Annotated in this window: 18 protein-coding genes and 1 tRNA gene; 3 read left to right on the forward strand and 16 right to left on the reverse strand. The window is 41.8% G+C overall.

What is annotated here, in order from left to right:
• Positions 1 to 83: 83 nt before the first annotated feature.
• The 4 genes from ACK8HY_RS15880 to ACK8HY_RS15895 form a co-directional block, all read right to left on the reverse strand.
• Positions 84 to 638: a NifU family protein gene (locus ACK8HY_RS15880; protein ID WP_077437636.1), complete on the reverse strand. Its 555-nt coding sequence runs from the start codon at positions 636 to 638 to the stop codon at positions 84 to 86.
• A gap of 71 nt (positions 639 to 709) precedes the next feature.
• The gene (gene purB, locus ACK8HY_RS15885; RefSeq protein WP_077437635.1) at positions 710 to 2,059 is read right to left on the reverse strand and encodes an adenylosuccinate lyase; all 1,350 of its coding nucleotides are present in this window, start codon (positions 2,057 to 2,059) and stop codon (positions 710 to 712) included.
• A 125-nt stretch (positions 2,060 to 2,184) separates the two neighbouring features.
• Positions 2,185 to 2,409 carry a hypothetical protein gene (locus ACK8HY_RS15890; RefSeq protein WP_077437634.1) on the reverse strand — a complete coding sequence of 75 codons (225 nt, stop codon included), beginning with the start codon at positions 2,407 to 2,409 and terminating at the stop codon, positions 2,185 to 2,187.
• A gap of 152 nt (positions 2,410 to 2,561) precedes the next feature.
• Positions 2,562 to 2,786, reverse strand: coding sequence for a hypothetical protein (locus tag ACK8HY_RS15895; protein WP_416134179.1), 225 nt, complete (start codon positions 2,784 to 2,786; stop codon positions 2,562 to 2,564).
• A gap of 335 nt (positions 2,787 to 3,121) precedes the next feature.
• Here ACK8HY_RS15895 and ACK8HY_RS15900 point away from each other — a divergent pair, with 335 nt between their 5' ends.
• Positions 3,122 to 4,471 (forward strand): acyl-CoA dehydrogenase family protein, encoded by a 1,350-nt coding sequence (locus ACK8HY_RS15900; RefSeq protein ID WP_416134180.1) that lies wholly within the window; start codon positions 3,122 to 3,124, stop codon positions 4,469 to 4,471.
• Positions 4,472 to 4,564: 93 nt separating this feature from the next.
• Here the strand turns inward: ACK8HY_RS15900 and ACK8HY_RS15905 are convergent, their stop codons facing one another.
• The 5 genes from ACK8HY_RS15905 to rplS all read right to left on the reverse strand — a co-directional run bounded on the left by ACK8HY_RS15905 (position 4,565) and on the right by rplS (position 10,838).
• On the reverse strand, positions 4,565 to 5,347 hold the full coding sequence (locus tag ACK8HY_RS15905) for an META domain-containing protein (protein ID WP_416134181.1): 783 nt from the start codon (positions 5,345 to 5,347) through the stop codon (positions 4,565 to 4,567).
• A 121-nt stretch (positions 5,348 to 5,468) separates the two neighbouring features.
• Positions 5,469 to 7,292, reverse strand: a complete 1,824-nt coding sequence (yidC, locus tag ACK8HY_RS15910) for a membrane protein insertase YidC (RefSeq protein WP_416134182.1) — start codon at positions 7,290 to 7,292, stop codon at positions 5,469 to 5,471.
• 39 nt (positions 7,293 to 7,331) lie between these two features.
• Positions 7,332 to 8,942 carry a CTP synthase gene (locus ACK8HY_RS15915; protein WP_343564375.1) on the reverse strand — a complete coding sequence of 537 codons (1,611 nt, stop codon included), beginning with the start codon at positions 8,940 to 8,942 and terminating at the stop codon, positions 7,332 to 7,334.
• Between the two features lie 124 nt (positions 8,943 to 9,066).
• Positions 9,067 to 10,152 (reverse strand): carbohydrate-binding family 9-like protein, encoded by a 1,086-nt coding sequence (locus ACK8HY_RS15920; RefSeq protein ID WP_416134183.1) that lies wholly within the window; start codon positions 10,150 to 10,152, stop codon positions 9,067 to 9,069.
• A gap of 338 nt (positions 10,153 to 10,490) precedes the next feature.
• Complete coding sequence (gene rplS, locus ACK8HY_RS15925) at positions 10,491 to 10,838, reverse strand: 50S ribosomal protein L19 (RefSeq protein ID WP_077437627.1); 348 nt, start codon at positions 10,836 to 10,838, stop codon at positions 10,491 to 10,493.
• A gap of 343 nt (positions 10,839 to 11,181) precedes the next feature.
• Between rplS and ACK8HY_RS15930 the strand changes: the two genes are divergently transcribed.
• Together ACK8HY_RS15930 and ACK8HY_RS15935 are read left to right on the forward strand one after the other, a co-directional pair.
• Positions 11,182 to 11,255, forward strand: a tRNA-Pro gene (locus ACK8HY_RS15930).
• Between the two features lie 459 nt (positions 11,256 to 11,714).
• Positions 11,715 to 14,279, forward strand: coding sequence for a tetratricopeptide repeat protein (locus ACK8HY_RS15935; protein ID WP_416134184.1), 2,565 nt, complete (start codon positions 11,715 to 11,717; stop codon positions 14,277 to 14,279).
• Between the two features lie 180 nt (positions 14,280 to 14,459).
• Here ACK8HY_RS15935 and ACK8HY_RS15940 read toward each other — a convergent pair whose 3' ends face one another.
• The 7 genes from ACK8HY_RS15940 to ACK8HY_RS15970 are packed head-to-tail and all read right to left on the reverse strand — an operon-like array spanning position 14,460 to position 25,238.
• A complete protein-coding gene (locus ACK8HY_RS15940; RefSeq protein ID WP_416134185.1) occupies positions 14,460 to 15,002 on the reverse strand; it encodes a hypothetical protein in 543 nt (180 codons plus the stop codon).
• A gap of 8 nt (positions 15,003 to 15,010) precedes the next feature.
• Positions 15,011 to 16,264 (reverse strand): condensation domain-containing protein, encoded by a 1,254-nt coding sequence (locus tag ACK8HY_RS15945; RefSeq protein WP_416134186.1) that lies wholly within the window; start codon positions 16,262 to 16,264, stop codon positions 15,011 to 15,013.
• Positions 16,261 to 17,532, reverse strand: a complete 1,272-nt coding sequence (locus ACK8HY_RS15950; protein ID WP_416134187.1) for a condensation domain-containing protein — start codon at positions 17,530 to 17,532, stop codon at positions 16,261 to 16,263. The genes ACK8HY_RS15945 and ACK8HY_RS15950 overlap by 4 nt, the downstream gene beginning before the upstream one ends.
• 3 nt (positions 17,533 to 17,535) lie before the next feature.
• On the reverse strand, positions 17,536 to 19,941 hold the full coding sequence (locus ACK8HY_RS15955; RefSeq protein WP_416134188.1) for a glycosyltransferase: 2,406 nt from the start codon (positions 19,939 to 19,941) through the stop codon (positions 17,536 to 17,538).
• Positions 19,934 to 20,716, reverse strand: a complete 783-nt coding sequence (locus tag ACK8HY_RS15960) for an alpha/beta fold hydrolase (RefSeq protein ID WP_416134189.1) — start codon at positions 20,714 to 20,716, stop codon at positions 19,934 to 19,936. The genes ACK8HY_RS15955 and ACK8HY_RS15960 overlap by 8 nt, the downstream gene beginning before the upstream one ends.
• Entirely contained in the window at positions 20,707 to 21,006 is a 300-nt protein-coding gene (locus ACK8HY_RS15965) for an acyl carrier protein (RefSeq protein ID WP_416134190.1), read from the reverse strand. Before ACK8HY_RS15965 ends, ACK8HY_RS15960 begins: the two co-directional genes overlap by 10 nt.
• Positions 20,994 to 25,238, reverse strand: coding sequence for a beta-ketoacyl synthase N-terminal-like domain-containing protein (locus ACK8HY_RS15970; protein WP_416134191.1), 4,245 nt, complete (start codon positions 25,236 to 25,238; stop codon positions 20,994 to 20,996). The genes ACK8HY_RS15965 and ACK8HY_RS15970 overlap by 13 nt, the downstream gene beginning before the upstream one ends.
• Between the last annotated feature and the right edge of the window lie 16 nt (positions 25,239 to 25,254).

Below are 25,254 nucleotides of genomic sequence, written 5' to 3' on the forward strand. Positions count from 1 at the left end.
ATAAAAAGAAAAAAGGATTCAGCAAAACTTCATATTGCTGAATCCTTTTAAAAATTTTAAAAATTCTTATCGTATCTCTATGATTACATTGCTTCGGCAACAACTTCTGTCACCTCGGGAACCATACGTTTTAATAGTCCTTCAATACCAGCTTTTAATGTGATTGTTGATGAAGGGCAACCGCTACAGGAACCTTTAAGTTCAACGGTCACCACACCTTCGTCGAAAGATTTGAAATGAATAGCACCGCCATCTTGTTCCACGGCAGGGCGTACATAATCATGCAATACCTGTTGTATTTTCACTTCCGTTTCTGTTCCTTCAAAGTTTGTCTCTGTATCCTGATGTACAGTTTTCACCGCAAGCTCAGATTCTACAGCACCTTTTACAAAGTCTTTCAACAAGGCTTCAATATCTTCCCATTCCGCATCTTCCGTTTTGGTAATGGTAACAAAATTGCTTGCAAAAAATACACCATTTACAAAATTGAATTTGAACAATTCCGTAGCGAAAGGTGAATCTTGGGCCGTTTCTTTATTTGGAAAATCTACACTACCATTGATCAATAATTTATTGACCAAAAACTTCATAGTTGAAGGGTTGGGTGTAGATTCGGTATATACGTTGATAGTAGCCATTTAATTTTATTTTTATTCCAAGCAAAGATATATCAAAAGCAGCGTTGTTAAGGTCATCTATAAGTCAAAGCTTACAAAGTGACACCCGTGTAGTTTGAAGGAGTGATAGCCTTTAATTCCGCTTTTACTTCTTCGGACACCTTAAGATTATCTACGAAGGTCGCAATGGTGTCTTTGGTCACATGCGTATTGGTACGTGTTAGATCTTTTAAAGCTTCATAAGGTTTTGGATAGCCTTCTCTACGCAAGATCGTTTGTAACGCTTCGGCAACAACAGCCCAGTTGTTTTCGAGATCATTCGCAAGCGCCTGTTCATTTAAGATCAACTTACGTAAACCTCGCAATGTCGATTTGAAAGCGATTAGGGTATGCGCAAATGGAACCCCGATATTACGTAATACAGTTGAATCTGTAAGATCTCTTTGAAGACGTGAAATAGGTAGTTTGGCGGCTAAATGCTCAAATATCGCATTAGCTATTCCTAAATTTCCCTCTGCATTTTCAAAATCAATGGGATTGACTTTATGTGGCATAGCGGAGGATCCAATTTGGCCAGCAGTGATTTTTTGCTTAAAGTATTCCATGGAAATATAAGTCCATATATCCCGGCATAGATCAATAATTATATTATTGATCCGTTTTAATGCATCACAGCTTGCAGCAAAGTTATCATAATGTTCAATTTGGGTGGTGGTTTGTGAACGGTCCAGTCCTAGAATATTATTGACGAAATTGTTGCCGAAGGCAATCCAGTTGGTCTCTGGATAAGCCACGTGATGAGCATTGAAATTGCCTGTCGCTCCGCCAAACTTAGCTGAATAAGGTACGTTATGTAAAAGTTGTAATTGACGTTCAATACGCTCGATAAAGACATAGAGCTCTTTACCTAAGCGAGTTGGAGAGGCTGGTTGTCCGTGTGTACGGGCGAGCATTGGGATGGCAGACCAGGATGTTGCGAGAGATTTTAGTTCATGAAGCAATTCGTCGATGATCGGTGTATAGCTTTCTTTGATCGCCTCTTTCCACGATAGCGGAATAGCTGTATTGTTGATATCCTGAGAAGTCAGACCAAAGTGAATAAACTCCAGATGCTCCTGAAGCCCTAATTTTTCAAATTGATCTTTTAAGAAATATTCAACGGCTTTAACATCATGATTGGTAACTTTCTCTGTGTTTTTGATCCAGATCGCATCTTCTTCTGAAAAATTACGATAGATATCTCTTAATTTTTCGTTGAGTGTGTTGTCAAAATGTTGTAATTGAGCAATTCCAGATTCGCTCAATGCGATAAAATATTCGACTTCCACACGTACGCGGTATTTTATTAAGGCAAATTCGGAGAAAAAAGCCGCAAGCTCATTGGTATTATTGTAATAGCGTCCGTCAATAGGCGTGACTGCTGTTAAGGATGATAAAGCCATAGATTGAATGATTTTTGGCAAAGGTAAAAAATTGCTTGGAGCTTAGCAATTTAATTGGTGTAGATATAAAAAAAGCCTCCGTACTGGGAGGCTTTTTTATACTTTTTAAATTCTGTTTCAGAGAATTAGTGAGCAGCTTTAGTTGAATCTACAGCAGTTTTAGCTGAATCTACAACAGTTTTAGCTGAATCTACAGCAGTTTTAGCTGAATCTAAAGCAGTGTTTGCTGAATCTAAGGCAGTGTTAGCTGAATCAGTAGCAGCGTCAGTTTTTTTACCAGTTTCACCACATGAAGCGAAGGCTACAGTCAGAGCCAATCCTAAGAAACCTAATTTGAATGCGTTTTTCATTTTATTAAAATTAAAAGTAATTTCTAAATCTTGTTATTTAAGACTTAATACTGGTAATAGAAAAAGGTAACCCCATTTCTTAATAAATTTTTTAAAAAAAAGAGGCTTTTCTTGCGAAAAGCCCCTTCAAATGCGTTATTCAGTTTCTAAAATTATTTTTTAGTAGCAGCTGAATCAACTTTAGTAGCAGCAGAGTCAACTTTTTGAGCAGCTGAATCAACTTTTTGCGCAGCTGAATCTAAAGTGTTAGCAGCTGAATCAACTAAAGCAGATGCTGAATCAACAGCTCCTTCAGCTTTTTTCTCAGTGTTGTTACAAGATGCGAAAGCTACAGTTAAAGCTAAACCTAAGAAACCGAATTTTAATGCGTTTTTCATTTTCTAATTTTCTAATTTAAATTGAAATATTTTCTTTTTCATTTCTTAATACATATAACCCGAAAAGGTAACCCAAAAAAAACATATTTTTTTTAAATGTATGTAAGTTGTTGTTAATCAGTTATTTTAATTTATTTTACTGCTTCGTTAAAAGAGATTGTTTAGCCGTTAAAATAAGGTTGGTGAAAAAAAGCGCAACGATTTAATCTATGTGATTGTTTAGTTAGGTATGAAAGAATGGACAAGATAGAATACTCTATAAGCTACTGGTCCAAACAATTTTCAATTATTTTTATTATTTTAAGCGGTAACCGATAAAAAAGGAAATTGCGATTATGTTTGATAAAGTTAAGAATATAATGGGTTTGGCAAAATCAATTGACTTTGGCAAATTAGAGGAGATCTCAAAAAAAGTGGATTTGGGCGCTGTCATGGATGCGGTTTCCAAAATGGATGACAAGCAGCTGCATGGATTAATGAAAATGCTAAGCGCAGGAAAAGAGAAAAAAGAATTGCCACCTATCAACGGCGATTTCTATGATATGGATAGCAAATTAAGCGGATCAGACCGCGAACTTCAATTGAAAGTACGGGAGTTTATGGAGGTTGAAGTGAAGCCCATTGTCAATAAATATTGGTTAAAAGACGAGTTCCCTTTTGAAATAGTACCCAAGTTAGCTGCGTTAAATATATGCGGATATACTTACGAGGGTTACGGATGTATGGGGGGAAGCTCGCTGATGGAAGGTGTCATTGCTGCAGAGATTGCTCGGGTAGATGCATCTGTTGCTACTTTCTTTGGTGTACAGAGTGGTTTGGCCATGGGGTCGATTTATATCTGTGGGTCGGAAGAACAAAAACAGGAATGGTTGCCAAGGATGCAAAAGATGGAGGTGATCGGCGCTTTTGGTCTAACCGAACCGGAAGTTGGTTCGGGCGCAGCGGGCGGATTGACAACCACCTGTAAGAAGACTCCTGAAGGCTGGGTTTTAAATGGTCAGAAGAAATGGATCGGAAACTCTACCTTTTCAGATATTACAATAGTCTGGGCCAGGGATCTTGATGATGGAGAAGTAAAAGGTTTTATTGTGCGTAAAGATAATCCTGGGTTCTCAGTTGAAAAGATCAAAGATAAAATGGCTTTGCGCATTGTGCAAAATGGATTGATTACATTAGACAACTGTATCATCCCCGAAACAGATCGTTTGCAAAATGCGAATTCTTTCAAAGATACAGGTAAAGTCCTTCAAATGACGAGAGCGGGGGTTGCATGGATGGCTGTGGGCTGCGCACGGGGAGCCTATGAAAATGCCTTGGATTATACGCGCAAAAGAAAACAGTTCGGCAAGCCTATTGCATCTTTTCAGTTGATTCAAAATCATTTGGTAGAAATGCTATCGAATCTAACTGCAATGCAAACGCTAGTCTTTCGATTATCTGAACTGCAAGATGCTGGACAACTACGGGATGAGCATGCGTCGCTGGCAAAAGTGTTTTGTTCTTTACGGACAAGGGATATTGTGTCCAAGGCGAGGGAAGTCATGGGGGGGAATGGTATCCTGCTAGAGTATAATGTCGCTAGATTCCTTGCAGATGCTGAGGCGATTTATTCTTATGAAGGTACTAAGGAAATCAATTCACTGATCGTTGGAAGAAGTATCACAGGATTTAGTGCTTTTGTCTAAAGCTTGTGCCCTAATTAATTTAGTACGGACAATAATTGATATAAAAAAGGATAGGGTTTTGGTGATCACCAAAACCCTATCCTTTTTTATATTTTACTTGCGCTGAAATCGCATCATGGCAATATCGCCCATGATAAAGGTCAGTGTATTTTCATTGACATCATAACTGTTCACTTTTTCTAATGTAGAAAAGAACGTTGCTTCACCATTGCCTTCGCAAGCCATTTTCGTAGACATGATAGGGCCAAAGCTAATTTGGTGATCATTCGTCTTAAATGTAGCATTGTAATTGTTGCAACTGCTGTTACCATTTATCTTCCCATCCTGTATGTTAAATGTTATCGTTGGTTTGCGGTTGGGATACAGGCCCTCAAAAGCGATACGGGGTCCAGAGATGTAATCAAGCTCCCAGGTCCCGCTTAGATTTTGCTTTTCCTCCATTAACTTAAATTTTGCCAAAGGAGCCATCTTTGCTTTATTTAAACTTAGAATACCATTATTTAGGCTGTAATTGTCCGCAGTGATTAATGCCTTAGATAAAGCTTGCTCAATCGACATATCAGGGCAGGCCATCATCGTTGACATCCCTTGTGCAAACTTAATTTTTCCATTGGTTGAAAAGGTCAGTTCACCACCTATTCCGTTGCAACCACCATTGGCGCTATAACTTTTTTCTTCCAGTTTGAGAAAAGGAACCCGACCGTTGACCGGTCCATTGACAGCCTTACCGTCGATTTCAATTAATTGCCATTTTTTTCCAATAATGGTAGCGGATGCATTATCCGAATTCGGTTTCCCTGGATTATTTTTTAGCGCTGAACAGCTTACTAAAGCAAGGGCAGCCATCATCAATACCGCAATGTTTCTAAATCTCATCTTTTAAATTTTAATATAAAACACCATTTCTAACGTTTGGTTTGGCAAAGTGCTACAAATGGCTGTAAACAAAATAAGGCTCCCTATTTGGAAGCCTTATTTATCAATGATATAAATAGTACTATTTATTTTTATTTTGTTGCGCTTGTTGTTGTGCACGCATCATTTCCTCCATTTTCGCTTGGAAGCTCGATTTTTTCTCAACCTTTGGATTCTTCTTATTTTCCTCCAATTTAGCTAAGATTTTATCATCATTTACCATTGAACGGATTACTAACTGTGTTAAGAATGTAAACAATGCGCTTAAAAAGTAGTAATAGTTCAAACCAGCAGGGAAGCTGTTTAGGACAAAGAAGAAAATCAAAGGCATAATATAGCCCATGTATTTCATTTGACCAGTTGCACCTGATGTGGCATTGTTATACCAGGTAGTTAACAATGTTGTTAGAGTCATTAAAATACACATCAAAGAGATGTGGTTGAATGATCCAAAAATAGGTGAAAATGTAAATAAGGTATCATAGGTTGACATATCCTTCATAAACAAAAAGCTTTGTCCTCTCAATTCAAATAAATTTGGAAAGAAATAGAAGAAAGCAATTGTAAACGGCATTTGTAATACAAGGGGCAGACAGCCGCCGAGTGGATTCACACCTACCTGTTTATACAATTTCATCTGCTCCTGTTGCATTAACATTTGATTGTCTTCGCCGACTTTAGCTTTGATCTCATCCAATTGGGGTTTTAATACCCGCATTTTGGCCATGGAGACGTAAGATTTGTAAGTCATTGGTGAAAGAATCAATTTCAACATCAGGGTCAACAATAAAATCACGATACCGTAGCTCATATGGAAACCATCTAAGAAATTGAATACCGGTACTGTAATCCACTGATTAATCCAGCGCATAGGTCCCCAACCCATGTTGATGATGGATTGGTAATCATTGCCCTCCGCTTTCAATACATTGTATTGATTTGGACCAAAAAAGAAATTCAATGAATAATTGTTGTCTTTATGGTTGTCAAAAGCCAATTCGGCATTCGTGTTGTAAAATTTCACAACATCATTTTCCGTTGCATGTTTTACATCAATTTTTGCATTGACGAATCCATCTTTCGCATTTAGGATATTTGAAAAATAATGTTGTTTAAAAGCAATCCATTGCACTTTCTTTTCCAGTGCTTCATCATCGTCCTTCGATTCAGACAAATGGTCTACTTTACTATCTTCTTGGTAATAAAGGGTAGATTTTTGTCTTTCAGATTCAATATTCTGCTCTTTTTGTCTGAGAACAGTATTCCAGTTCAATGTCAATGTTTTTTGACTCTGTGGGATCAGGTTTTGAATACCTTTTGTATTGACATCCAAGGCTACGTTGTAACCTTTTCCAGCGATAGAATATACATATTCAATATATTGATCAGCACTGTAATTCAATTTGAATTTTACCGATTGTCTACCTTCACCCGAAACTTGGATATCAGAAGATTCTGTGTTAAAGAATAAATCGTTGGTGGAGATGTTTTGTCCTGCAGCATTGAACTGGAAACCAAACTTATTGTCCTCACCTTCGAAAAGCATTAATGGTTTTCCGTTGAAATTCTTTTCGCCTTTTAATTCGACTGATTTTACTTTACCACCTTTTGTACTGATTTTGGCAATGATAGCATCATTTTCAAGGGTAATGATTTTTTCAGTTCCAAATTTTGACGCACCAAAAGGTTTTTTCAGTTCAGCTGAATCTGCAATCGCTGCTGTTTGCGCTGTTTTAGCATTTGCGGTAGAGTCATTTGTTGCAGGAAGTCCTTTTGCCGCCTGAGCTTTAGCCTCTTGCCGTGCTTGTTCTTGTTTGATTTCTGATTCCGATGGCTTCATCAGGTAAAATGAACCAGTGATGATGGCAAACATCAGGACCAAACCAATTAGGGTATTTCTATCCATTTTTAATAATTAAACTTAATTAATTCTATCCTTCTCATACTACTTTGATTTCTTGTTGGCCAAAGCAGCGGCTACAAAGCTAACAAAAAGTGGGTGAGGATTTGCAACAGTTGACTTTAATTCTGGATGAAATTGTCCTGCAACGAAAAAAGGATGGTTTTTCAACTCAACAATTTCAACTAACCCAGTCTCTGGATTGAAGCCAGAAGCGATCATTCCTGCTGCTTCATATTGTTTTAAATAATCATTGTTAAATTCATAACGGTGGCGGTGTCTTTCGGAAATTTTTGTTTTTCCATAAATTGCAAAGGCCTTGGTTCCCTTTTTAATTTCACAGTCGTAAGCACCTAAACGCATTGTGCCACCCATATTAGTGATGTTTTTTTGTTCTTCCATCAGATTGATGACTGGGTTGCTGGTGTTTGCATCCATCTCAAAACTATTGGCATCTTTTAACCCTAATACATTTCTTCCAAATTCAATGACTGAACATTGCATGCCCAAACAGATACCAAAGAATGGGATATTGTTTTCGCGAACATATTTGATTGCATTTAATTTACCGTCCAAACCACGTTCACCAAATCCAGGGGCAACGAGAACACCATCCATGCCTTTTAGTTTTTCGGCAACATTTTCTTTTGTAACGCTTTCAGCGGCGATATAGCTCACTTTTACTTTGCATTCGTTTGTTGCGCCAGCGTGGATAAAACCTTCGGTAATGGATTTATAAGCATCTGGTAATTCGACATATTTCCCAACCAAAGCAATGTTGACCTCATTTGTTGGGTTTTTCAGCTTTCCAAGGAAGTTTTTCCAGTTTTCCAGATCCGGTTCGTTTTTGCTGGAAAGTTTCAGTTTCGTTAATGCCGTTTTATCTAGGTTCTCTTTCAACATAAGTAAAGGGACGTCATAGATCGTCGAGGCATCAATAGATTCAACAACAGCATTGATGTTTACATTACAAAACTGTGCTAATTTTTTACGGATCTCTTGTGACAATTTATGCTCAGTACGGCATACCAAGATATCTGGTTGCACACCATATTCTAGCAATGTTTTCACAGAGTGTTGTGTCGGTTTGGTTTTAAGCTCACCAGCTGCAGCCAAATAAGGAACTAAAGTTAAGTGGATAACCAAAGAGTTATTTGCGCCTAGTTCCCAACGTAACTGTCTTACAGCCTCAACGAATGGAAGGGATTCGATGTCGCCCACAGTTCCACCAAGTTCAGTAATAATAATATCGTATTCATTCGATTCGCCTAAAAGCTGCATGCGGCGTTTGATCTCATCGGTGATATGGGGAATTACTTGAACTGTTTTTCCTAAATATGCCCCCTCACGTTCCTGTTGGATGACGTGTTGGTAGATACGACCTGTTGTTACGTTATTTGCTTGTGAAGTAGGGACGTTCAGGAAACGCTCGTAGTGACCCAGATCAAGATCGGTTTCCGCGCCATCTTCCGTAACATAACACTCGCCATGCTCATAAGGATTCAATGTTCCTGGGTCAATGTTAATGTAAGGATCGAATTTCTGAATGGTCACTTTGTAGCCACGTGCCTGGAGAAGTTTAGCAAGGGAGGCTGCAATAATACCTTTCCCTAACGACGAAGTAACGCCGCCCGTAACAAAAATATATTTAGTCATAACAATTAAAGGATTTTCAATTTTATGTGGTCAAAACGACCAATAATAGTTGCTCTATGTACGGGATACAAAGATAGCAATTTTTTATTCAATATTATAATTGAAGATCGACTGAATAATTAAATTAAAAATAGATGTTGCCCCGATTATCTATAGTGGTCTTTAAATCTGGTTGCGCTTTCGACTTAATTTCAAGGCGGTAGAAGTTATTTGCATTTGAAAATACAAAACTATAATGTTTGCCTAAGGCATTGATTTCCGGATATAATTTGCTTAATTCCGAGAGGGAGACCGCATAACGTTTATTGGCATTCTTATAAAGTTGCTGTAGGTAAAAGATATTCCAAGCAGCTTTTTCCAATGCTAAAAACTGTTCATCCAGGAATTGTTGATTATCTTGTTCCACAAATTTGATATGTCCCCATCGTTCGGGATAATGCATGTTGATCAGACCGATGGGCGACCATACCCAGTTTTCTTCCGCTAGCGGCTTACCCGTATTATCCTTTCTTTTGATATAACCTTTTTCATTGACATCATAGTGCCATTGTACGCGGGAGAAATTTATCTTCCATACTTCATTTGCCTTGATTTGATTTCCTTCACCAAAGTATTTTAGACTTTTGACAGGGATCTTCATTTCGACGGTCCAAAAATTATCTTTGTCGGCTGGATTATTTATTGTTCCAGCATGGTAGACAGCACTCTGGATATCTTTGGTGTCCCAGTTTAAATTAGCTTTTCCACCGAAACGATAAGGTTTGGTCATCAGAAGGTCCATGATCGTGTTCAGCGCATTGACTTCGATTTCAATATATTCCGGAGACTGGAGGTTGGGTTTTAAAAATACCTCAAAATCATTGTCATGATAAATAATGGTGTCTTTCTGTCTAAGATAGCCATTGATATGAGGTTCTTCCAATTTAGCAAAGAGGTAGAGGTTTTCATTATCCCAAAGCATTTTAACACGAGTGTCACATGATGGCGTAGGTTTACTTGTACCTTCGATGTCTTTGAACGCGTTTGTCCATGGTGCCTTTGCCCAGGATATTTCGTCATCTTTACCGTCAATTTCGATAGGAATTTGAGCTTTTTGGACATAATAGGTCTCGGGCTTAGACTGTAATTGCAGAAAATCACCAATATTTCGCTGTGCAAAAATGGTCATCGACTGTAAAGTAAGGGCAAGTATAAAAAAAACAGTTTTCATTAAAATATTGTATGTCTAATTAGCCGCCAAGAAATTTCTATGTCTGCAATCGTAATCCTTACACTGTCTATATGAAGTTTTAGACTACCACTGCTTTTTACGTAGGGAAGATTGGCAGCGCTAAAAGTAAGTAAAATGTTTTAGCTAGACAAAGAGGTGGGATTTTTTTTGAGAGATGGGGCTCGATTGTCTTAATTTTATTACAAGTTTTTCTGTATTGCTATCAAGTGATGTTAGCAGAGGTGAAATTATTTCGGGAAGGAAAGCGGTTGATGGCAGAAAATAAAAAAAGGCTTTGACGAAATTCAAAGCCTTTTTTTATGCCGTGGTAGTCGTAATTAGATTCTTTTTGATTTAATACGAGCAGCTTTACCAGTAAGGCCACGTAAATAGAATAATTTAGCGCGACGAACTTTACCGTAGCTGTTTACTACAATTTTTTCAATGTTTGGTGAGTTTACAGGGAAAATACGTTCAACACCTACACCGTTAGAGATTTTACGAACGGTAAAAGTAGCGTTAGCACCTTCGCTGTTTAATTGGATTACTACACCTTGGTACACCTGCACACGCTCTTTATTTCCTTCGCGAATTTTATAATGAACGCTGATGGTATCTCCGGCTTTGAAAGCGGGAATTTCATTTCTTACTACCGCTTGTTCTTCTACAAATTTTACTAAATCCATGATTTCGAGTAATTATTAACGATTTATATCCTGTAAAAATCGGAATGCAATATTACGACTTATTTTTTGAATACTAAAATACTTTTTGAAAAAACTATTGACTGTTATTCAAATCGGATGCAAAGATATGAAAATGAAATGGATAATCTAAAGTTATTTTGAATATTCCTTTATAGGACTATTAGGATGTGTTTTTACGCTTGATAGTAGCGCTGATCTAATCTCCTAAATAAAAATATTGCTCAATTAATCAGTGATTTAGTGCTAAAAATGAGTTTAGCTCTTGACAAATTGAAAAATTGATTCGATATTTGTGCCACACAAAACAAAGGTGATACCTTTTCGGGGTGTAGCGTAGCCCGGTATCGCGCCACATTTGGGATGTGGAGGTCGTAGGTTCGAATCCTGCCACCCCGACTAAAAAAGCTCTAACAAAAGTTAGGGCTTTTTTTGTTTCTAGGCAGGATGAGAACCTACGACCTATTAAGGAGTTGCTAGGTTCGATCCGGAGGAGGCTCTGGGTGGTGTTTGGGCGTTGTGTGGCTGAGCCAATCCTGCCACCCCGACTAAAAAAGCTCTAACAAAAGTTAGGGCTTTTTTGTTTTAGGTAGATCGAGTATCTGCTACTTCTTAACAAGCTATAAGATTCGAACCAATGGAGGAGGAAAGTGTTTTCTTGGCTCCATTATTGTATCCATCCTGTTGCCGATAGCAAGCAATAGAATAGGGAATTGGTGAAAGGAGATGGATTTTTTTTCTACGATTTACCTAATTTGGTTGGAATTCTTTAGTTTTGGCTATACTAATTAGTGAAAAATTAAACTATTGTCTCCTCGGCAAGGAAGGTTTGGAAAAACTCAAAAATACGGACGAACAATGATATTTAACGAAAGAATCGGCGACAACTACCTAAAATACCTGTTTACTGGGGTGCTTTCGGCTTTGCTGGTTACAGGGTATGCGCAGGAAGTAAAAAAACAGCAGAAAGAAAAGCAACAGCCACAACAAAAAGAACAGCAACAGCTTCCCGAGCAGCGGACTGCAGGGCAAGTCCAAACGATGGATTCCATTGATGTCGTACGTGACTACCGACCGATGTTGGCCGATGCCGTCAAGGTGCGTCGGAGCCCGAATATGAAGTTGATTAACCGCGACGCGATCGAAACCGAGCTGCGCCAGATCGCCACCAGCACTTATTTGGCACAACAAAAATATAAACAGGCCTATTACCATGAGTTGATAAAACGTCATCCGGATGCTTCGCAAAGCAATATTGATAATTATCGCATCAGCTATTTGGCCTATGGGGCTGGCGAATACAAAAGAGCGAGCGGTATGATGGAATCGATGAAATCTTCGGATGCCTTTTATCAGGGTGCGATCATGACTTTGGGCCATATAGCCTTGGAAACAGGCGACAAGCAAGCGGCACGAAATGCCTTTGTCAAAGCGATGACAATGGATCTCGACCGGCAAGTGAAAGCCGATGCGCTTTTCAACTATGCCAAAGTCCTGCTTGCCATGGACTCTACCCAAGCCGCCCAAAAAGTCCTCGAAAAATATATTGCGCAGGAAGTTAAACCTGTCGATCCAGGAGTAAAAAGACAGGAAAGTCCAGAAACACTATCGGCCGAAATCCTGCGAGGGACAACAAACTTCCATGCTGGGGTCAGCTTGCTGGAATCGTTGAAGGAGCGTGGCCGGGAAGTCGATTCTATTTATCAAAAGGTTACTTACTACCGCGGACTGGAGTTTTATAATGAGCGCGCTTTCGAAAATAGCATATCCATATTTATGCGTTCAGAAAAGTTTCCGATCGACGCAGAAATGGCTGCCCTGGCTACTTACTGGAAAGCCGAAGCGATGTATGAAGTACGCAAATTCGGAGAAGCGGTGGAAAATTTCTCCCGTTTCCTGAGCTTGCCTGCGGCAAAAAACAACGAGGTCTATAATTATGCTAATTATGGTCTGGCCTATGCTGCCTATAGAAATAATCGGTTTGCACTGGCCGCCGATTACTTTGAGCGCTTTCTGAAGGCCGGAGGAAATACAGTGGATGAAAATATACGATATGACGTCATCGCACGTCTGGGCGATTCGTATCTGTGTCTGCGCGATTACGGCCGGGCCAACAGTTACTATGACAGGCTGATCGATGGCAAAGCGCCTAATCAAGACTATGCATTATTCCAACGCGGTATACTCTTTGGATTACAGGGCGACAATGAAACCAAGCTCAGTACCTTGCGGTCTGTTCTCAAACAATTTCCATCTTCGAACTATGCCGATGATGCGGCCTTTGAAATCCCCTATACCTATTTTACGACCGGAGATTATGATAATGCGCTAAATGGACTCCAAGGAATGATCGAAAAGTATCCACGTAGCAGCTATGTCCCTCGTGCGCTAATGACCATCGGGCTTGTACAGTACAATAACGATGAACCCGAACCAGCGAAGGCTACTTTCCAACAGGTGGTGGAGAAATATGCGCGAACTGCCGAAGCAGAGCAGGCGATGCGTTTCATTGAAAACATCTACCTCGATCAGGGCGATGCGACGAGCTATATCCGCTATGCCATCGGTAGCAATGTGGGAAATCTGAGCCCTGCGGAACAGGATAATCAGGCTTTCCAGGCAGCACACTCCCTTTTTGCACGGGGGGAATACGCCGCCGCAGTGGAAGCTATTAATGCCTATTTTGATAAATTCCCGAAACCCAAACAAGAAAAATTCGCACGTTACATCCGTGGAGTGAGTTCTTACAAGACGGGTCACCCACAGGAAGCGCTGCACGATCTGAATATTATCCTGAACGACTGGACGAGCAAATATACGGAGAATACCCTATTGACGGTAGCCGCACTATATCTGGAGCTAAAGCAATATAATGAAGCCATTGTGCACCTCAAAAAACTGGAGCTCAATAATGAATACAGAAAAAACTATGGCTATGCGGTAAGTAACTTGATGGTCTGTTATTTCGAACTTGGCGATATGGAACAGATGGCCAAATATGTACAGTTGCTAAAGGATTACGATGGCGCGACAGAAGAGGAAATTGCCAAAGCACACTTATACAGTGGCAAGGCCTTTCTACAAGAAAAGAACATCGCCTCTGCCATGAAAGAATTCAATCTGGCGGCCCTAAAGAGCCAAACGGCACTCGGCGCAGAAGCAAGGTACCGTGTAGCACAGCTGCAGTATGATAACAAGGAATACGATAAAGCCCAGGAAACCGCCTTTGATGTCATCAACACTCGGGAGGAACATGAATACTGGGTAGCCAAGAGTTTCATATTGCTTGCTGAGACTTATGCGCGTAAAGGCAATATCTTTCAGGCGAAAAGTACATTGAAAAGTGTGATTGAAAATTATGAAAAAAAGGACGATATTGTCCCCGCAGCAAAAGAACGTTTACAGAAATTGACCAATAAGTAGCAGCAATTTTTTTGTAAAAGGGGCCGTATCAAAATAGCTATTTTGATACGGCCCTTTTGTCTATTCCTAACAGTATATAAAACAAAAAAATCAGTAAACTACAGCGACAGTATTTCGGAAAAAACATTTACTGACTTTAGGTAGCAAATGTTATAAGAGCGAGCTTCCCACCAAGAGAAGCTAATTTCGTTCTATTTCCTGAATGACTAATGAAGGTTCATACAAATGTTTTTTTAATTTCCTGATTGGTAGATATGTAAATACAATTGATAGTACGCCTGCAAGAATAGCGTCCAGAATAGCCATTGCAGTAGCATTTAATTTGTAATGCGTAGACAGACTATATTGTGCCAATAGCAGGCATGCCAACACAAGTAAGCCTGTTACGAAACCATGGAGGATACACAGCTTCGTCATAAATCTATTCTTGTTCAGCTCGCTGTTTACGATTAATTCGATGGATTCCTGTTCGATGGCCGCGATCACCCGCTTGATGATATCCATGGTAAGGACGACCGGTAAAAATATGGCCATGGGAAGTGTCAAACGGGCCAAACTTTGAGGTCCAGCAAAAAAATGGGTATATCCAATTTCCTGAAAGCTGGCATAAGCCACCAGGAAATTGAAGAATACATTGGGAAGTATGTAATAAATCGCGCGCTTTCTTAAAAAGCGATTAAGTGTTGTTTTTTTTATTTTCTTGGTTTGAGCAAGTTTTGTCATGTATAATACTATAATGATAAGGCCAAAAAGCCGATAACCTTATCTTTTATTTTAATCGCTTCTTCTTTGGGCAGGAAATCTTCATTGGACATAAACGTAAAATCCATTTGTTGATTAAACGTTGTTGTGACCAAGGTGTTGGAATTCAACCAGGGGAAAGCTACTGTTGGACTGTAGAGGGTTTCCAAGGTGAAATTTTTGTAGGCACTTGGCATTTGGATTTTACCCATATTGGAAAGTGTGATGTCATGCCCGCCTGGACTAGATTTTAGCATAGTAATCATGCGCTCCACGAGCGGATGCATCTGCTCGCCCATCCAGAGTAGCTCCTGCGCATTGACTTTTTCCATTTTCTGTGCTAGTTCTGATTTGATGGCATTCGCATTGGCCAAGATATTCTCTTTCCTCTTTTTTAGGGAAAGTTCCACCGTTGGGGCAAATGCGAACATATGGTCCTGTTTGATCTCTGGAATAAAATGGCGTATATCAACAGGACTGATTACTTTATTTTTTGCCAACTTACCCCGTACCTCCCTAAAAGCCTGCATAAATGCTGTACATAAGACTGCGTGGACCGAAATACCTTGCATTTTACAGACTTTGGTTAAGGCCACCGTTGTTTCCGTATCTAGTTTCCAATGAATTGCATAGTTCTTCCCTGAATTTCTTTTTCTGCTCTTCCGTTGCAGGAAAAAAAAGAGCCTTGCCAACAGTAAATAGCGTTTAGCCTTACGCGATTTTTTCTGTGGCTCAAAGCCCTGCAGAAGGAAATCATTAACCGATTTAAAAAGTGGATAGGGCTGGAGTTCCTGATTAGGATCATCCAACAAACTAAGGAGCTCCCGCATCAACGTGACAATACTGGTTCCATCACAGATACAATGCGGCAATACCCAAAGCAGTTCCGATACATCTTCGCCTTTGATCCAGACCAATTGAGCCAGCGGCTTGTTGTCCGCTTTAAAGGGGCGATACCATTCCCGTTCCGACGCTGTCAGCCAATCCATATCCGTTTGACGTTGGATAACATGGAGTGGAATAGATTCCATGCATTCCTTGACAACAAAATGGGGCTGTTTGGCATCGATTATCTCTATAACCGAGCGGAGCAAAGGATGTTTCCGTTGAATTTTTACCAGGGCATTCCGAATATGTTCTTCAGCAATCTTCCCTTGGATTTTAGCCGTAAATATACAGTTTAAAGGTGTTTCGGGATCAACATACATGATCCTTTCCACCAGCATTAATTTCCGTTCGATCATGATGCCTCCTGATAATCTAGTTGCTGCTTGATGCGATCTATGATCTCATCACGGATCGCCAACGCTTCTGTTTCTGGTAAATAGCCTTCGCTTCCCACAAACGAAAAGTCCATTTGCCCGCGATAGGTCGAAGTGACCATGGTCGTCGTATTGCCTAATGGCCCAATAACGGATGGACTGAAAATGGTCTCCAGGTTGAATTCCTGATATTGATCAGGGATCTGTATGCATCCCAAGTTTGAAAACATGCAATCGTTGGATGACTTACCTCGTTTTAAAAGTCTGGTAAAGTTCTTTAGCGCATCGTGGGCAGATTCCATCACCATCATGGTGATATAAGGATTGAGCTTCGCTGTTTTGCGTTCCACTTCATCCTGCATCAACCGGAGGTTATCCAAAAAGCTCATTTTCTGGTTCGAAGACATGACAATCATTAATCCGAAAGCAAAAATATGGTCATCTTTTATCTGTGGTGCAAAACGCCTGATATCTACTGGACAGGAAACTTTATTGAATGCCGACGAGCCACGTACTTTTTTAAATGCCTCCAATACTGTTGCACCCAAAAAGGTGTTGACGGTTACTCCTGAAGACTTGCAAAAGGAAATCAGTTGCTTGCTGGTGGTTTCGTCTAGCTTCCAATGGATGAGATAATCAGTCTGTCTGTCAATCGCCCTTTTACTGACCGGAATACATTTTATCGCTAAAGCTGCTAGTCTGCCAATGGCTTTTGCCTTAAATCGCTTCTTACCACTCTGTAAGATTTGTTCGGGTACGACATCCTCAATACCAAGGATCGGATTTTCCAATCCGATTTCCGCAGCCGGATTTTCCAGTAGTTTTAGAAATTCATACAATAATGCCATGGCCGAGCCTCCATCACATAAGCAATGATGGAAAACAAAGAGCATATCTGAGACTTCTTCCCCCTTAATCCAGACAAATCGGATTAAAGGTTTCGTCTGATGATCGAAGGTCGAATGCCATTCCTTTTTGGATTCCTCTTGCCAGTCGTCTTCACTTTTTCGGTTTACTAACCGTATCGGAATCGATACAGTTAGTTCCGGAACCTGAAACCAAGGTACATTCTGCTCATCATGTTGGATAAGTGCCCGCAGCCAGGGATGTTTTTCCTGTAATCGGCTCAAGGCGTATTTGATATCTTCTTCGCTGAAAACACCACGTAGCCGAAAGGGAATGACGGCGTTGAAGGGTTCAGTTCCATCCCCCAATAGCATGCGCTCACCAAATAATAGTTTTCTTTTCATCGCCTACACCTGTACCAATGTCAAACATTCTTGTTTCACAAAATCTTCCAATAGCGCTACCGCCTGGTCGTTACCGCCAGCGGTTAGAAAGGTCTTTTGTACCTCTTTGGCGGCATTTCGGTACTTGGGATTTTCCAACAATTCAAACACAGTGTCCCGCAGGGCATCTATACGCATACGTTTGTATCGGATGCTAAGCCCGCAACCCGCCTGCTCAATAAGTTTGGCTGTATGAAAATGATCGTAGGCGATCGGTGTGATCAGCATGGGTAAACCATTTGTAAAGGTGTCGTTCACCGTATTGAAGCCCCCATGGCAAATAACCATATCCATGTGTGGCATCAGGTCGGATTGTGGGACAAAGCCACTCACAATAAAATTGGAAGGCCATTCCTCGAATATTTCTGGCGGAGTTGCAGCAATAATGGTAACGGGTTGATCGGCAAAGGCCTCGATCAGTTTGCCAAAAAATGCTTTTCGAATATCCACGAGCAGTGTACCTAAGGATACAAATACTTTTGGAGTAGTGCTGGCGGCCAAACGCTCCCAGTCAAAAGGGGTATTGTTTGGACGACCTTTGACCGGTCCGACAAATTTCATGTGTGGCGGTACCGTTTCAAAACCGGCAAAAGCTTGTGACGTAAATATCAGGTTGAGCTGATGGGAATGTATAAAGATTCCTTGATCATAAATTCCCACAGCCTTTTGAAGGTCTTTGATCAGATTTTGCTGCCACTCAAATATCTTAGGAGCACTCTTCTCTGTGTCGCCCATGACATCTGGTGGAACGGGCGTCGTCGTCACACAGGGGATCTGGTGTTTATGCGCGAATAACGCTCCCCCAAAAGTAATGCAGTCATTGATGATGACGTTGGGCCGCCATTGGCCAAGAAGACGTTCCAATCCGGGCATCATCATTTTCGCGATGGGGACGTAGGTTTCTTCCAGCGCCAATTTCATGACTTCGGGGCCCGAACAGGAGGGGCCATCATCCTGACGTTTCAATAGCTGTTGGAGTTCCTCCTGAAAAGGTAGCAGATCCGCTTCAGGATAGATATAACTTCCACCTGCAGGGATATGATGATCAGCTAATGGCGTTATGCCAAACCACCGGACTTCATGCCCACGGGCAAGGAGGCTTGCACCTACACTTAACGTTGGGCTGATATGTCCAAAAAATGGTGGAACAACAAAGAGGAACTTCGCCGGTACATCCGCTCTTGAAGCGATAGGAGTGGCAGTTTGTTCCAAGAGGTCTGCAGCGGTTTTCGTGCCACCCGCATCGACAAAAGATTGACGTACGGTATGTGCAGCTTCACGATAGGTTGGATTATTCAAGATGGTATGGACACTATCTTTTAAATGATGTGCTTTAAAGCGATTGAAATTCAGTCGTTCACCGGCACCGGTACGTACTACGCGACCCGCGACATGTGACTGATCGTAAGCGATCGGGATAACCACAAGTGGCAGACCCTGTGAAAGAGTTTCGGAAACCGTATTATGGCCACCATGACATACAACAGCATCTAGATATGGTAACAGGTCCAATTGTGGGATTTGTGGATAAACCATGAAATTTTCAGGCCAGGCATCAAATAGCTGCGGATCCGAAACGACGACGACAGTGAGCTCCGCTCCAGCAAACGCATCGATAACCTTTTGGAAAAATGCTTTCTTATGCTCATGGTCAAAGGTAGTACCAATACTGACCAGGATTTTTTTTCGATTGCTAGCATGCAATTTATCCCAGTCAAATACAGCCGATCCCCGACGTTCGGCCAGGACAGGTCCTGTGAACTGATAGTTTGAGCTGAGATCCATTTCGCCAAAAAAATAACGGGAGGTTAAGACTAGCGTAAGTAGATCTGAGCAGTCCAACGGCTTATCACCCACAACCCCGAGTTCCTGCTGTAGGGCAACAATCTGTTTTTCTTCCCACTCGTGTACTTTCGGAAGCTCGCTGACAATTTTGATCGCGGCAGGGGCTGTGACAGTAGTTGCATAGCGGAGCCCAAGTTTTTTTGCAGCGATGGATGCAGCAAATAATTGATGGTCGCCAATCACGATATCAGGCGTAAATGTTTCCAATAAGGTAAGGATGCCTTTATAACAATGTCTATTTAAAGGGATAAGTACATCTTCATAAAGAAATTTGATGCTATCAATACCATAAACGATCTTTTTGGAGATGATATCGAGGTATTGTTCGCTTTCTTTTTTTTCTTCATCCGTCTGGTCATATTGAATGAGCAATAGTTTTCCGCCAGCCGGAAGTTTATCGGTTAAGTTTTTGTCGAGACTGATCCAGGCCACCTCATGTCCTCTTTCCAATAGTTCAGCACCAATGCTCAACGTCGGATTGACATGACCTGTCAGTGGGGGGACAACAAACACAAATTTAGCCATGGTTTTGTAATAAAGGGTTAGATAAAAAATCAACGATAGTTTCAGCTATCTGTGTAGGTTCTTGTATGGGGATATTGTGATCTCCCGGAATGAGTTCAAGTTGAGCGCCAGATATTTTTGTTTGCAGCCATTCCCCCGTTGGTTTACAGTTTGATGTATCTCCATACAACAGTAAGGTGGATGGCGGTAATGTTGCAGTATCCATTTCATGGAGGAAATATTTTTCCTTGATCATATCCGCTTTGATACTCGTCTGGTTGAATAAAAACTCGTAAAGGCGATGATTTTTTTCAAATTGTCGCTTACCCATTTTCATCTTTGTGGTATCGGTGAAATTGGCGATATAATGCTCCAGAAATTCCTTGCTATACTCATCGATGATGTTGCGTGCTTTCTCATCCTGTGGATCCGGAGCCTCCATAACGACGAGTCGTTCCACACGGGTTGGGATCTGCAATGCGGTTTTCAACGCGATTAGTCCACCAAAACTGTAACCCAGCAGATGGACGTTTTGAAGTTGTAGACTATCCAACAAAGCAATCAGATCGAATGACATATTCTCAAGATCATAGCCTTCCGATACACGTTCACTCATGCCATGACTTTTGAGATCATACATAACGACGTGGAAATGCTGCGCTAGGATTGGAGCAATATTAAAATAATAAATAGAGAGGTTGCTGAACATGCCGTGGATCAGTACCACGGTTTGTTCAGCACCTTTGTTTAGTTCCTGTATATGAACTTTCCTATTGTTGACCGTAATTATTGGCATTCGTGGATATAATTGATGATCATGCGGAGGTCAAGATTAATCAACTGGTCCAGGTCCATCGAAGATAACCAGCCAGTGAAATCAATCTGCTCACCAAAATGCGCTTTGATTTTCTCTGAAAAAGAAACAATTTCAATACTGTCCATTTCAAGGTCCTTTGTAAAGGAACTTTCTGGTGTGATATCCATCTCTTCTACAAATTCTTCGCCGATAACTTCTGTTATAAAGCCTTTTAATAAAGAGAATAATTCTTCGTGATTCAATTTTGATGTCGTGTTTACAGTGTCCATCCGATAATATAATTTTGGTGTTTGATTGTTTTTATTTCTATTTGATTGATCCAGAGATGATCTCCCTGGATGTGTTCTACTTCATATCTTTTTGGGTTGCCTTGTAGGCCAGTCCCTAGAAATTTTCCATAAGCTTCTTTCGCCACCCAAAAACGGGTTGTCCATTCCGCCTGTTCCCGGTCTTTGAGCAACTCCATTTCTGCATCGGTAAAAACTAGTGGGTAAAAACCAGTACTCCGTTCCGCAATGAGTTCGATATCAATGCCGACAGGTCGATCTTGACGGGCTATTGCTACGGCATCTTTTCCTTTATGGGCCAGCGAAACATGGATATCTTTTGTGATATCCCCTAAAAGATATGGTTTGCCGACTTCATCCGAGCGGATCTCAAAGGTAATGGGATAAGCGGGATGGTTTTTCTCACGGCTTAGCAACTGTCGTACCGCATCTTTTACGGCGACACGGCTTACCATCCAACCTTTTCGTCGATTGGGTAGCAGCTGATGGTAGTGCTGTTTTTCCGTTTGGTTGAAATAGCGTTTCAGAATAAAGTCCCAAGAAGCAACCCGGGTGTAGGCTTGGTGAAAGAAGAAAACATCTGGTGCGATTTCCGTTGACAGACGGTTGTGCAGTGGTGACATCGACACATTCCATAGTGCTTCGTCGATTTCCAGCCTTCTGTTTTGCCAGCCCCGGATCGCACACCATACTTTCCCATTTCGTTCGAGCATGATGTCAGCGATGGCGAACTCATCGTTGAGCTCAGTAAACATGCAAGTGCACTCAAACAAACCATCTTGGTCATGCATGTCGTCGAAAAACTCAATTTCTTTGATTTTAACCGGAAATGCAATGCGATCTTTGGTCAGCGTAAGTTGCAGCCATAAACCGAACAACTGTCCAGCATTATCCAGTAATGAACCTTTACCACCATTACCCTTGATCTTGCCTGTGATCCCTTTTTTACCTACAGCCGTCACCGCCACAATGCCCTGATAGGCTGCTCCATGGAACATATGCTTATCATAGATTTCTTCGGAAGTTCGCGTGATTGGAAGCTGCTCACCAATGGAAAGGTCAGCTTGTGGGGGCGCAGGATGTGCTGCAGTCAGCGCTACCTCCGCATTTGCAAAATTTTCGATATCCAGATAGGCTAGCTGCGGTCTACGCCATTCCCCCTTAACCATTTTTTCAAATGGTTTGGCCACGTTCATCCATTGAAATACACTTACGTGCATAATCTTATGAATCTTGGCTGCGGGTTGTTCTGCCAGGGCGATTTCCGCGAGCAACTCAAAGATCATAGTCATCGGAATCACCGGTTCCATGTCCGCTACTTCGGACCATCCCTTTGGCTGTCGTAGCAGGCTATGGTCAATCAGGTAGGGATGACTGTCCAAATTGACCTGCAGCATTTTTTCGAAATGTCTTTCAACCGTTTTTTCTAGGATAGGTGGGGCGGCAACGGCTGTTGTAATGCCAGAGGCCGCCCGGTTCTGAAAGAGTGTCAATACTTCTTCCTGCATCCGGATCATATCGGCGATATTCTCCTGAAATGCCTGAACCAATGGATGATTGCCCTTTACAGCTGTTCCGGCGGTTAGTTGTGGTTGAACGGTACCAAAAGACTTTTCTAAGCTCTTGACCGCATCAAAATTACGGACGATAGGGGAACCGAGCTGTAGCTTCATGCCTTTGCTTGTCGTCTTTTTTATATGGTTATGTACCGCCAGAAAATCCAGCGCCACCGTTTTTCCTTCTACAAATAAAGCCGCAACGACACGTTGTAGCTGAGCAAGTGCTGAACGTGTTACCACACTGGATGCTAAGGTGCTGAAAGCTTTCCCTTTTAAGGTATCGTCAATAAAACCGGTCAGTCCACCGGTACCCACCTGGATGAAGAACCGGACTCCCTCGTCATAAAGCTTTTCCGTTAGCTCGCGGAAACGGACTGGTTGTACAAGGTGTTCGGCACTCAAGTGACGGATGGCCTGTTGATCCGAAGGGTAGGGCTTTAATGTTGTTGCCGACCACAAAGGAATCTTTGTTTGCTGAAATTGTACTTTTTCCATACCTGCTAGGATCAGATCCAGCTTGTCGGCCACAAAAGGAGAGTGAAAACCCGACTGGAATGGCAGGATCTGATGGAATATCTGTTTCGCTTTCAACTGAGGTACCAGTTCTTTTAAAGCGGTATTGCTACCGCATAGAATGACCTGATGTGGACAGTTGTCATTGGAAACATAAATATTGGGAATTCCAGTAATCAAAGGTGTAATTTCCTGCAGCCCTGTCCCAATGGCAATAAATTTGGAATCCTTGAGTTCAAAAGTCTGCGGGTGAAGTACATCAATCAGATCCTTGACCGAACTTGCTTCCGCCAGTTCCGAAGAATAGCCCGCCAGCCATTCACCTAAGCTATGCCCGGCATTCATGTCCGGATATATTCCCAGTTTTTTTAGGGAATTGTCCAAAATGCTGCAAGAATTGAAAATAGCCAAGGCATCATTCAGTAGTCCTTCACCTTCGGTTTGTATAGGTGCTGATAATCCAAAATAGCGGCTGACCGAGTCAATCTCTCCCTTGGCTAAGCCGTCTAGACCAGGGAAGACGAAAGCAACCTTGCCTCCCTCTTGTAATAATGGGGCTGAGGTATACCAGATATCCTGCTTATTGCGCCAGGCTTTATCTTTCGAAACGATTTTGATAGCCTTTTCAATCCGTTCTGGGGTAGGGTCAAATAGTGCTAGACGATAATTGCCTACACCTACTATGTTGTCGTTATTCCGTAAAGCCGATAATAATTCCGCATGAGTTGGCCGGGCTAGTAATAGCACTGGATCTTTTTTCGGCATATCATAGCCTGTCAAGACCACGTGTGCGTTAATACCGCCGAAACCAAAAGCATTTACCGCGGCCACCTTGGGCAGACCTGTCTTTGACCAGCTTTTTGCTTCCTGCACGGGAGTAAATCGCGTTGTCTGCATGTCAGCGGTCGGATTTTCGCAATAAAGCGTTGGTGGCAATGTATCATGGTATAGGGCCAGACAGGTTTTTATCAGCCCCGCGATTCCTGCAGCCGGCATGGCATGACCGATATTGGATTTGACCGAACCGATTCCAGCCACTGGAGTAGTGTCTTCTTTACCGAAAAACTGCGACAGCGTCTGTAGTTCAGTTTTATCTCCAAGAGGTGTCCCTGTACCGTGTGCTTCCAGGTAACCGATCTGTTTTTCGTCCAGTTCAGCATTGATCCAGGCTTGCTGTAGCGCTTTTAATTGTCCCTTCACCGATGGACTCATGACGCTTGTGCCATGACCATCGCTGCTCACGCCTACACCTTTGATGACCGCATAGATTTTATCCTGGTCACGTACAGCATCTTCGAGTCGCTTTAATACAACAAAACCACAGCCTTCACCGATGAGTAAGCCATCGGCATCCATGCTGAAAGGTTTGATTTGCTGTTTGCGCGACAAGGCTCCCAATTGAGCAAAAATGCTCCAAAAGGCAGCATTTTGTCCCATATGTACTCCGCCTGCAATCATGATGTCACTACGGCCACGCTGCAGTTCCTGTACGGCATGGTCTACAGCGATCAGGGCGCTGGCACAAGCTGCATCTACAGTAAAGGCCACACCGCCAAGATTGAAGCGGTTGGCAACAAGCGAAGCCACAAGATTAGGGATTAAGCCCATAGCCGTATCAGCGGCAAAGCGCCCCTTGCGTTCCTGGAATACTTGTTTTACCTTTTCGATATCAGCAGCTGGCACCTGCGGTAAAAGTTCCTGTAAAAGGGAGGAAATCTGCTCGCCGGTACGTACGATTTCTATGGCACGGGTAGCTCCCGGGCCAGTATAATTTCCTTTCCCGATGACAATTCCCGCTTTTTCCAGTGATATCTGTTTTTGAAATACGCCAGCATCTTCCAGTGCTTTCTGTACCAGATCAAGCGTTAACAGGTGATCCGGCTCGGTTCCCTCAACGGCAAGTGGTAAAATGCCAAATGCCGTTGGATCGAACACATAGTCAGAGATAAACCCACCACGTTTGCAATAAAAGCGATCTACAGTCCCCGGACCATCACTAAAATGGACCGGGTCAATGCGGTCAGCCGGAGCGACCTCCGTCGAATCGACTTTATTGATGATATTTTGCCAGAACATATTGGCATCCTGTGCCCCTGGAAAGACACAAGATAAACCAACGATGGCAACATCTGTTTTCTTCATAATGAATGGATATGAC

The organism is Sphingobacterium sp. NGMCC 1.201703 (assembly GCF_047784615.1).
Classification (GTDB): Bacteria; Bacteroidota; Bacteroidia; order Sphingobacteriales; family Sphingobacteriaceae; genus Sphingobacterium.

Bases quoted from the DNA above. Each gene is read 5' to 3' on its own strand.
- ACK8HY_RS15880 (WP_077437636.1), bottom strand. From the start codon at position 638: ATGGCTACTATCAACGTATATACCGAATCTACACCCAACCCTTCAACT.
- purB (WP_077437635.1), bottom strand. From the start codon at position 2,059: ATGGCTTTATCATCCTTAACAGCAGTCACGCCTATTGACGGACGCTAT.
- ACK8HY_RS15890 (WP_077437634.1), bottom strand. From the start codon at position 2,409: ATGAAAAACGCATTCAAATTAGGTTTCTTAGGATTGGCTCTGACTGTA.
- ACK8HY_RS15895 (WP_416134179.1), bottom strand. From the start codon at position 2,786: ATGAAAAACGCATTAAAATTCGGTTTCTTAGGTTTAGCTTTAACTGTA.
- ACK8HY_RS15900 (WP_416134180.1), top strand. From the start codon at position 3,122: ATGTTTGATAAAGTTAAGAATATAATGGGTTTGGCAAAATCAATTGAC.
- ACK8HY_RS15905 (WP_416134181.1), bottom strand. From the start codon at position 5,347: ATGAGATTTAGAAACATTGCGGTATTGATGATGGCTGCCCTTGCTTTA.
- yidC (WP_416134182.1), bottom strand. From the start codon at position 7,292: ATGGATAGAAATACCCTAATTGGTTTGGTCCTGATGTTTGCCATCATC.
- ACK8HY_RS15915 (WP_343564375.1), bottom strand. From the start codon at position 8,942: ATGACTAAATATATTTTTGTTACGGGCGGCGTTACTTCGTCGTTAGGG.
- ACK8HY_RS15920 (WP_416134183.1), bottom strand. From the start codon at position 10,152: ATGAAAACTGTTTTTTTTATACTTGCCCTTACTTTACAGTCGATGACC.
- rplS (WP_077437627.1), bottom strand. From the start codon at position 10,838: ATGGATTTAGTAAAATTTGTAGAAGAACAAGCGGTAGTAAGAAATGAA.
- ACK8HY_RS15935 (WP_416134184.1), top strand. From the start codon at position 11,715: ATGATATTTAACGAAAGAATCGGCGACAACTACCTAAAATACCTGTTT.
- ACK8HY_RS15940 (WP_416134185.1), bottom strand. From the start codon at position 15,002: ATGACAAAACTTGCTCAAACCAAGAAAATAAAAAAAACAACACTTAAT.
- ACK8HY_RS15945 (WP_416134186.1), bottom strand. From the start codon at position 16,264: ATGATCGAACGGAAATTAATGCTGGTGGAAAGGATCATGTATGTTGAT.
- ACK8HY_RS15950 (WP_416134187.1), bottom strand. From the start codon at position 17,532: ATGAAAAGAAAACTATTATTTGGTGAGCGCATGCTATTGGGGGATGGA.
- ACK8HY_RS15955 (WP_416134188.1), bottom strand. From the start codon at position 19,941: ATGGCTAAATTTGTGTTTGTTGTCCCCCCACTGACAGGTCATGTCAAT.
- ACK8HY_RS15960 (WP_416134189.1), bottom strand. From the start codon at position 20,716: ATGCCAATAATTACGGTCAACAATAGGAAAGTTCATATACAGGAACTA.
- ACK8HY_RS15965 (WP_416134190.1), bottom strand. From the start codon at position 21,006: ATGGACACTGTAAACACGACATCAAAATTGAATCACGAAGAATTATTC.
- ACK8HY_RS15970 (WP_416134191.1), bottom strand. From the start codon at position 25,238: ATGAAGAAAACAGATGTTGCCATCGTTGGTTTATCTTGTGTCTTTCCA.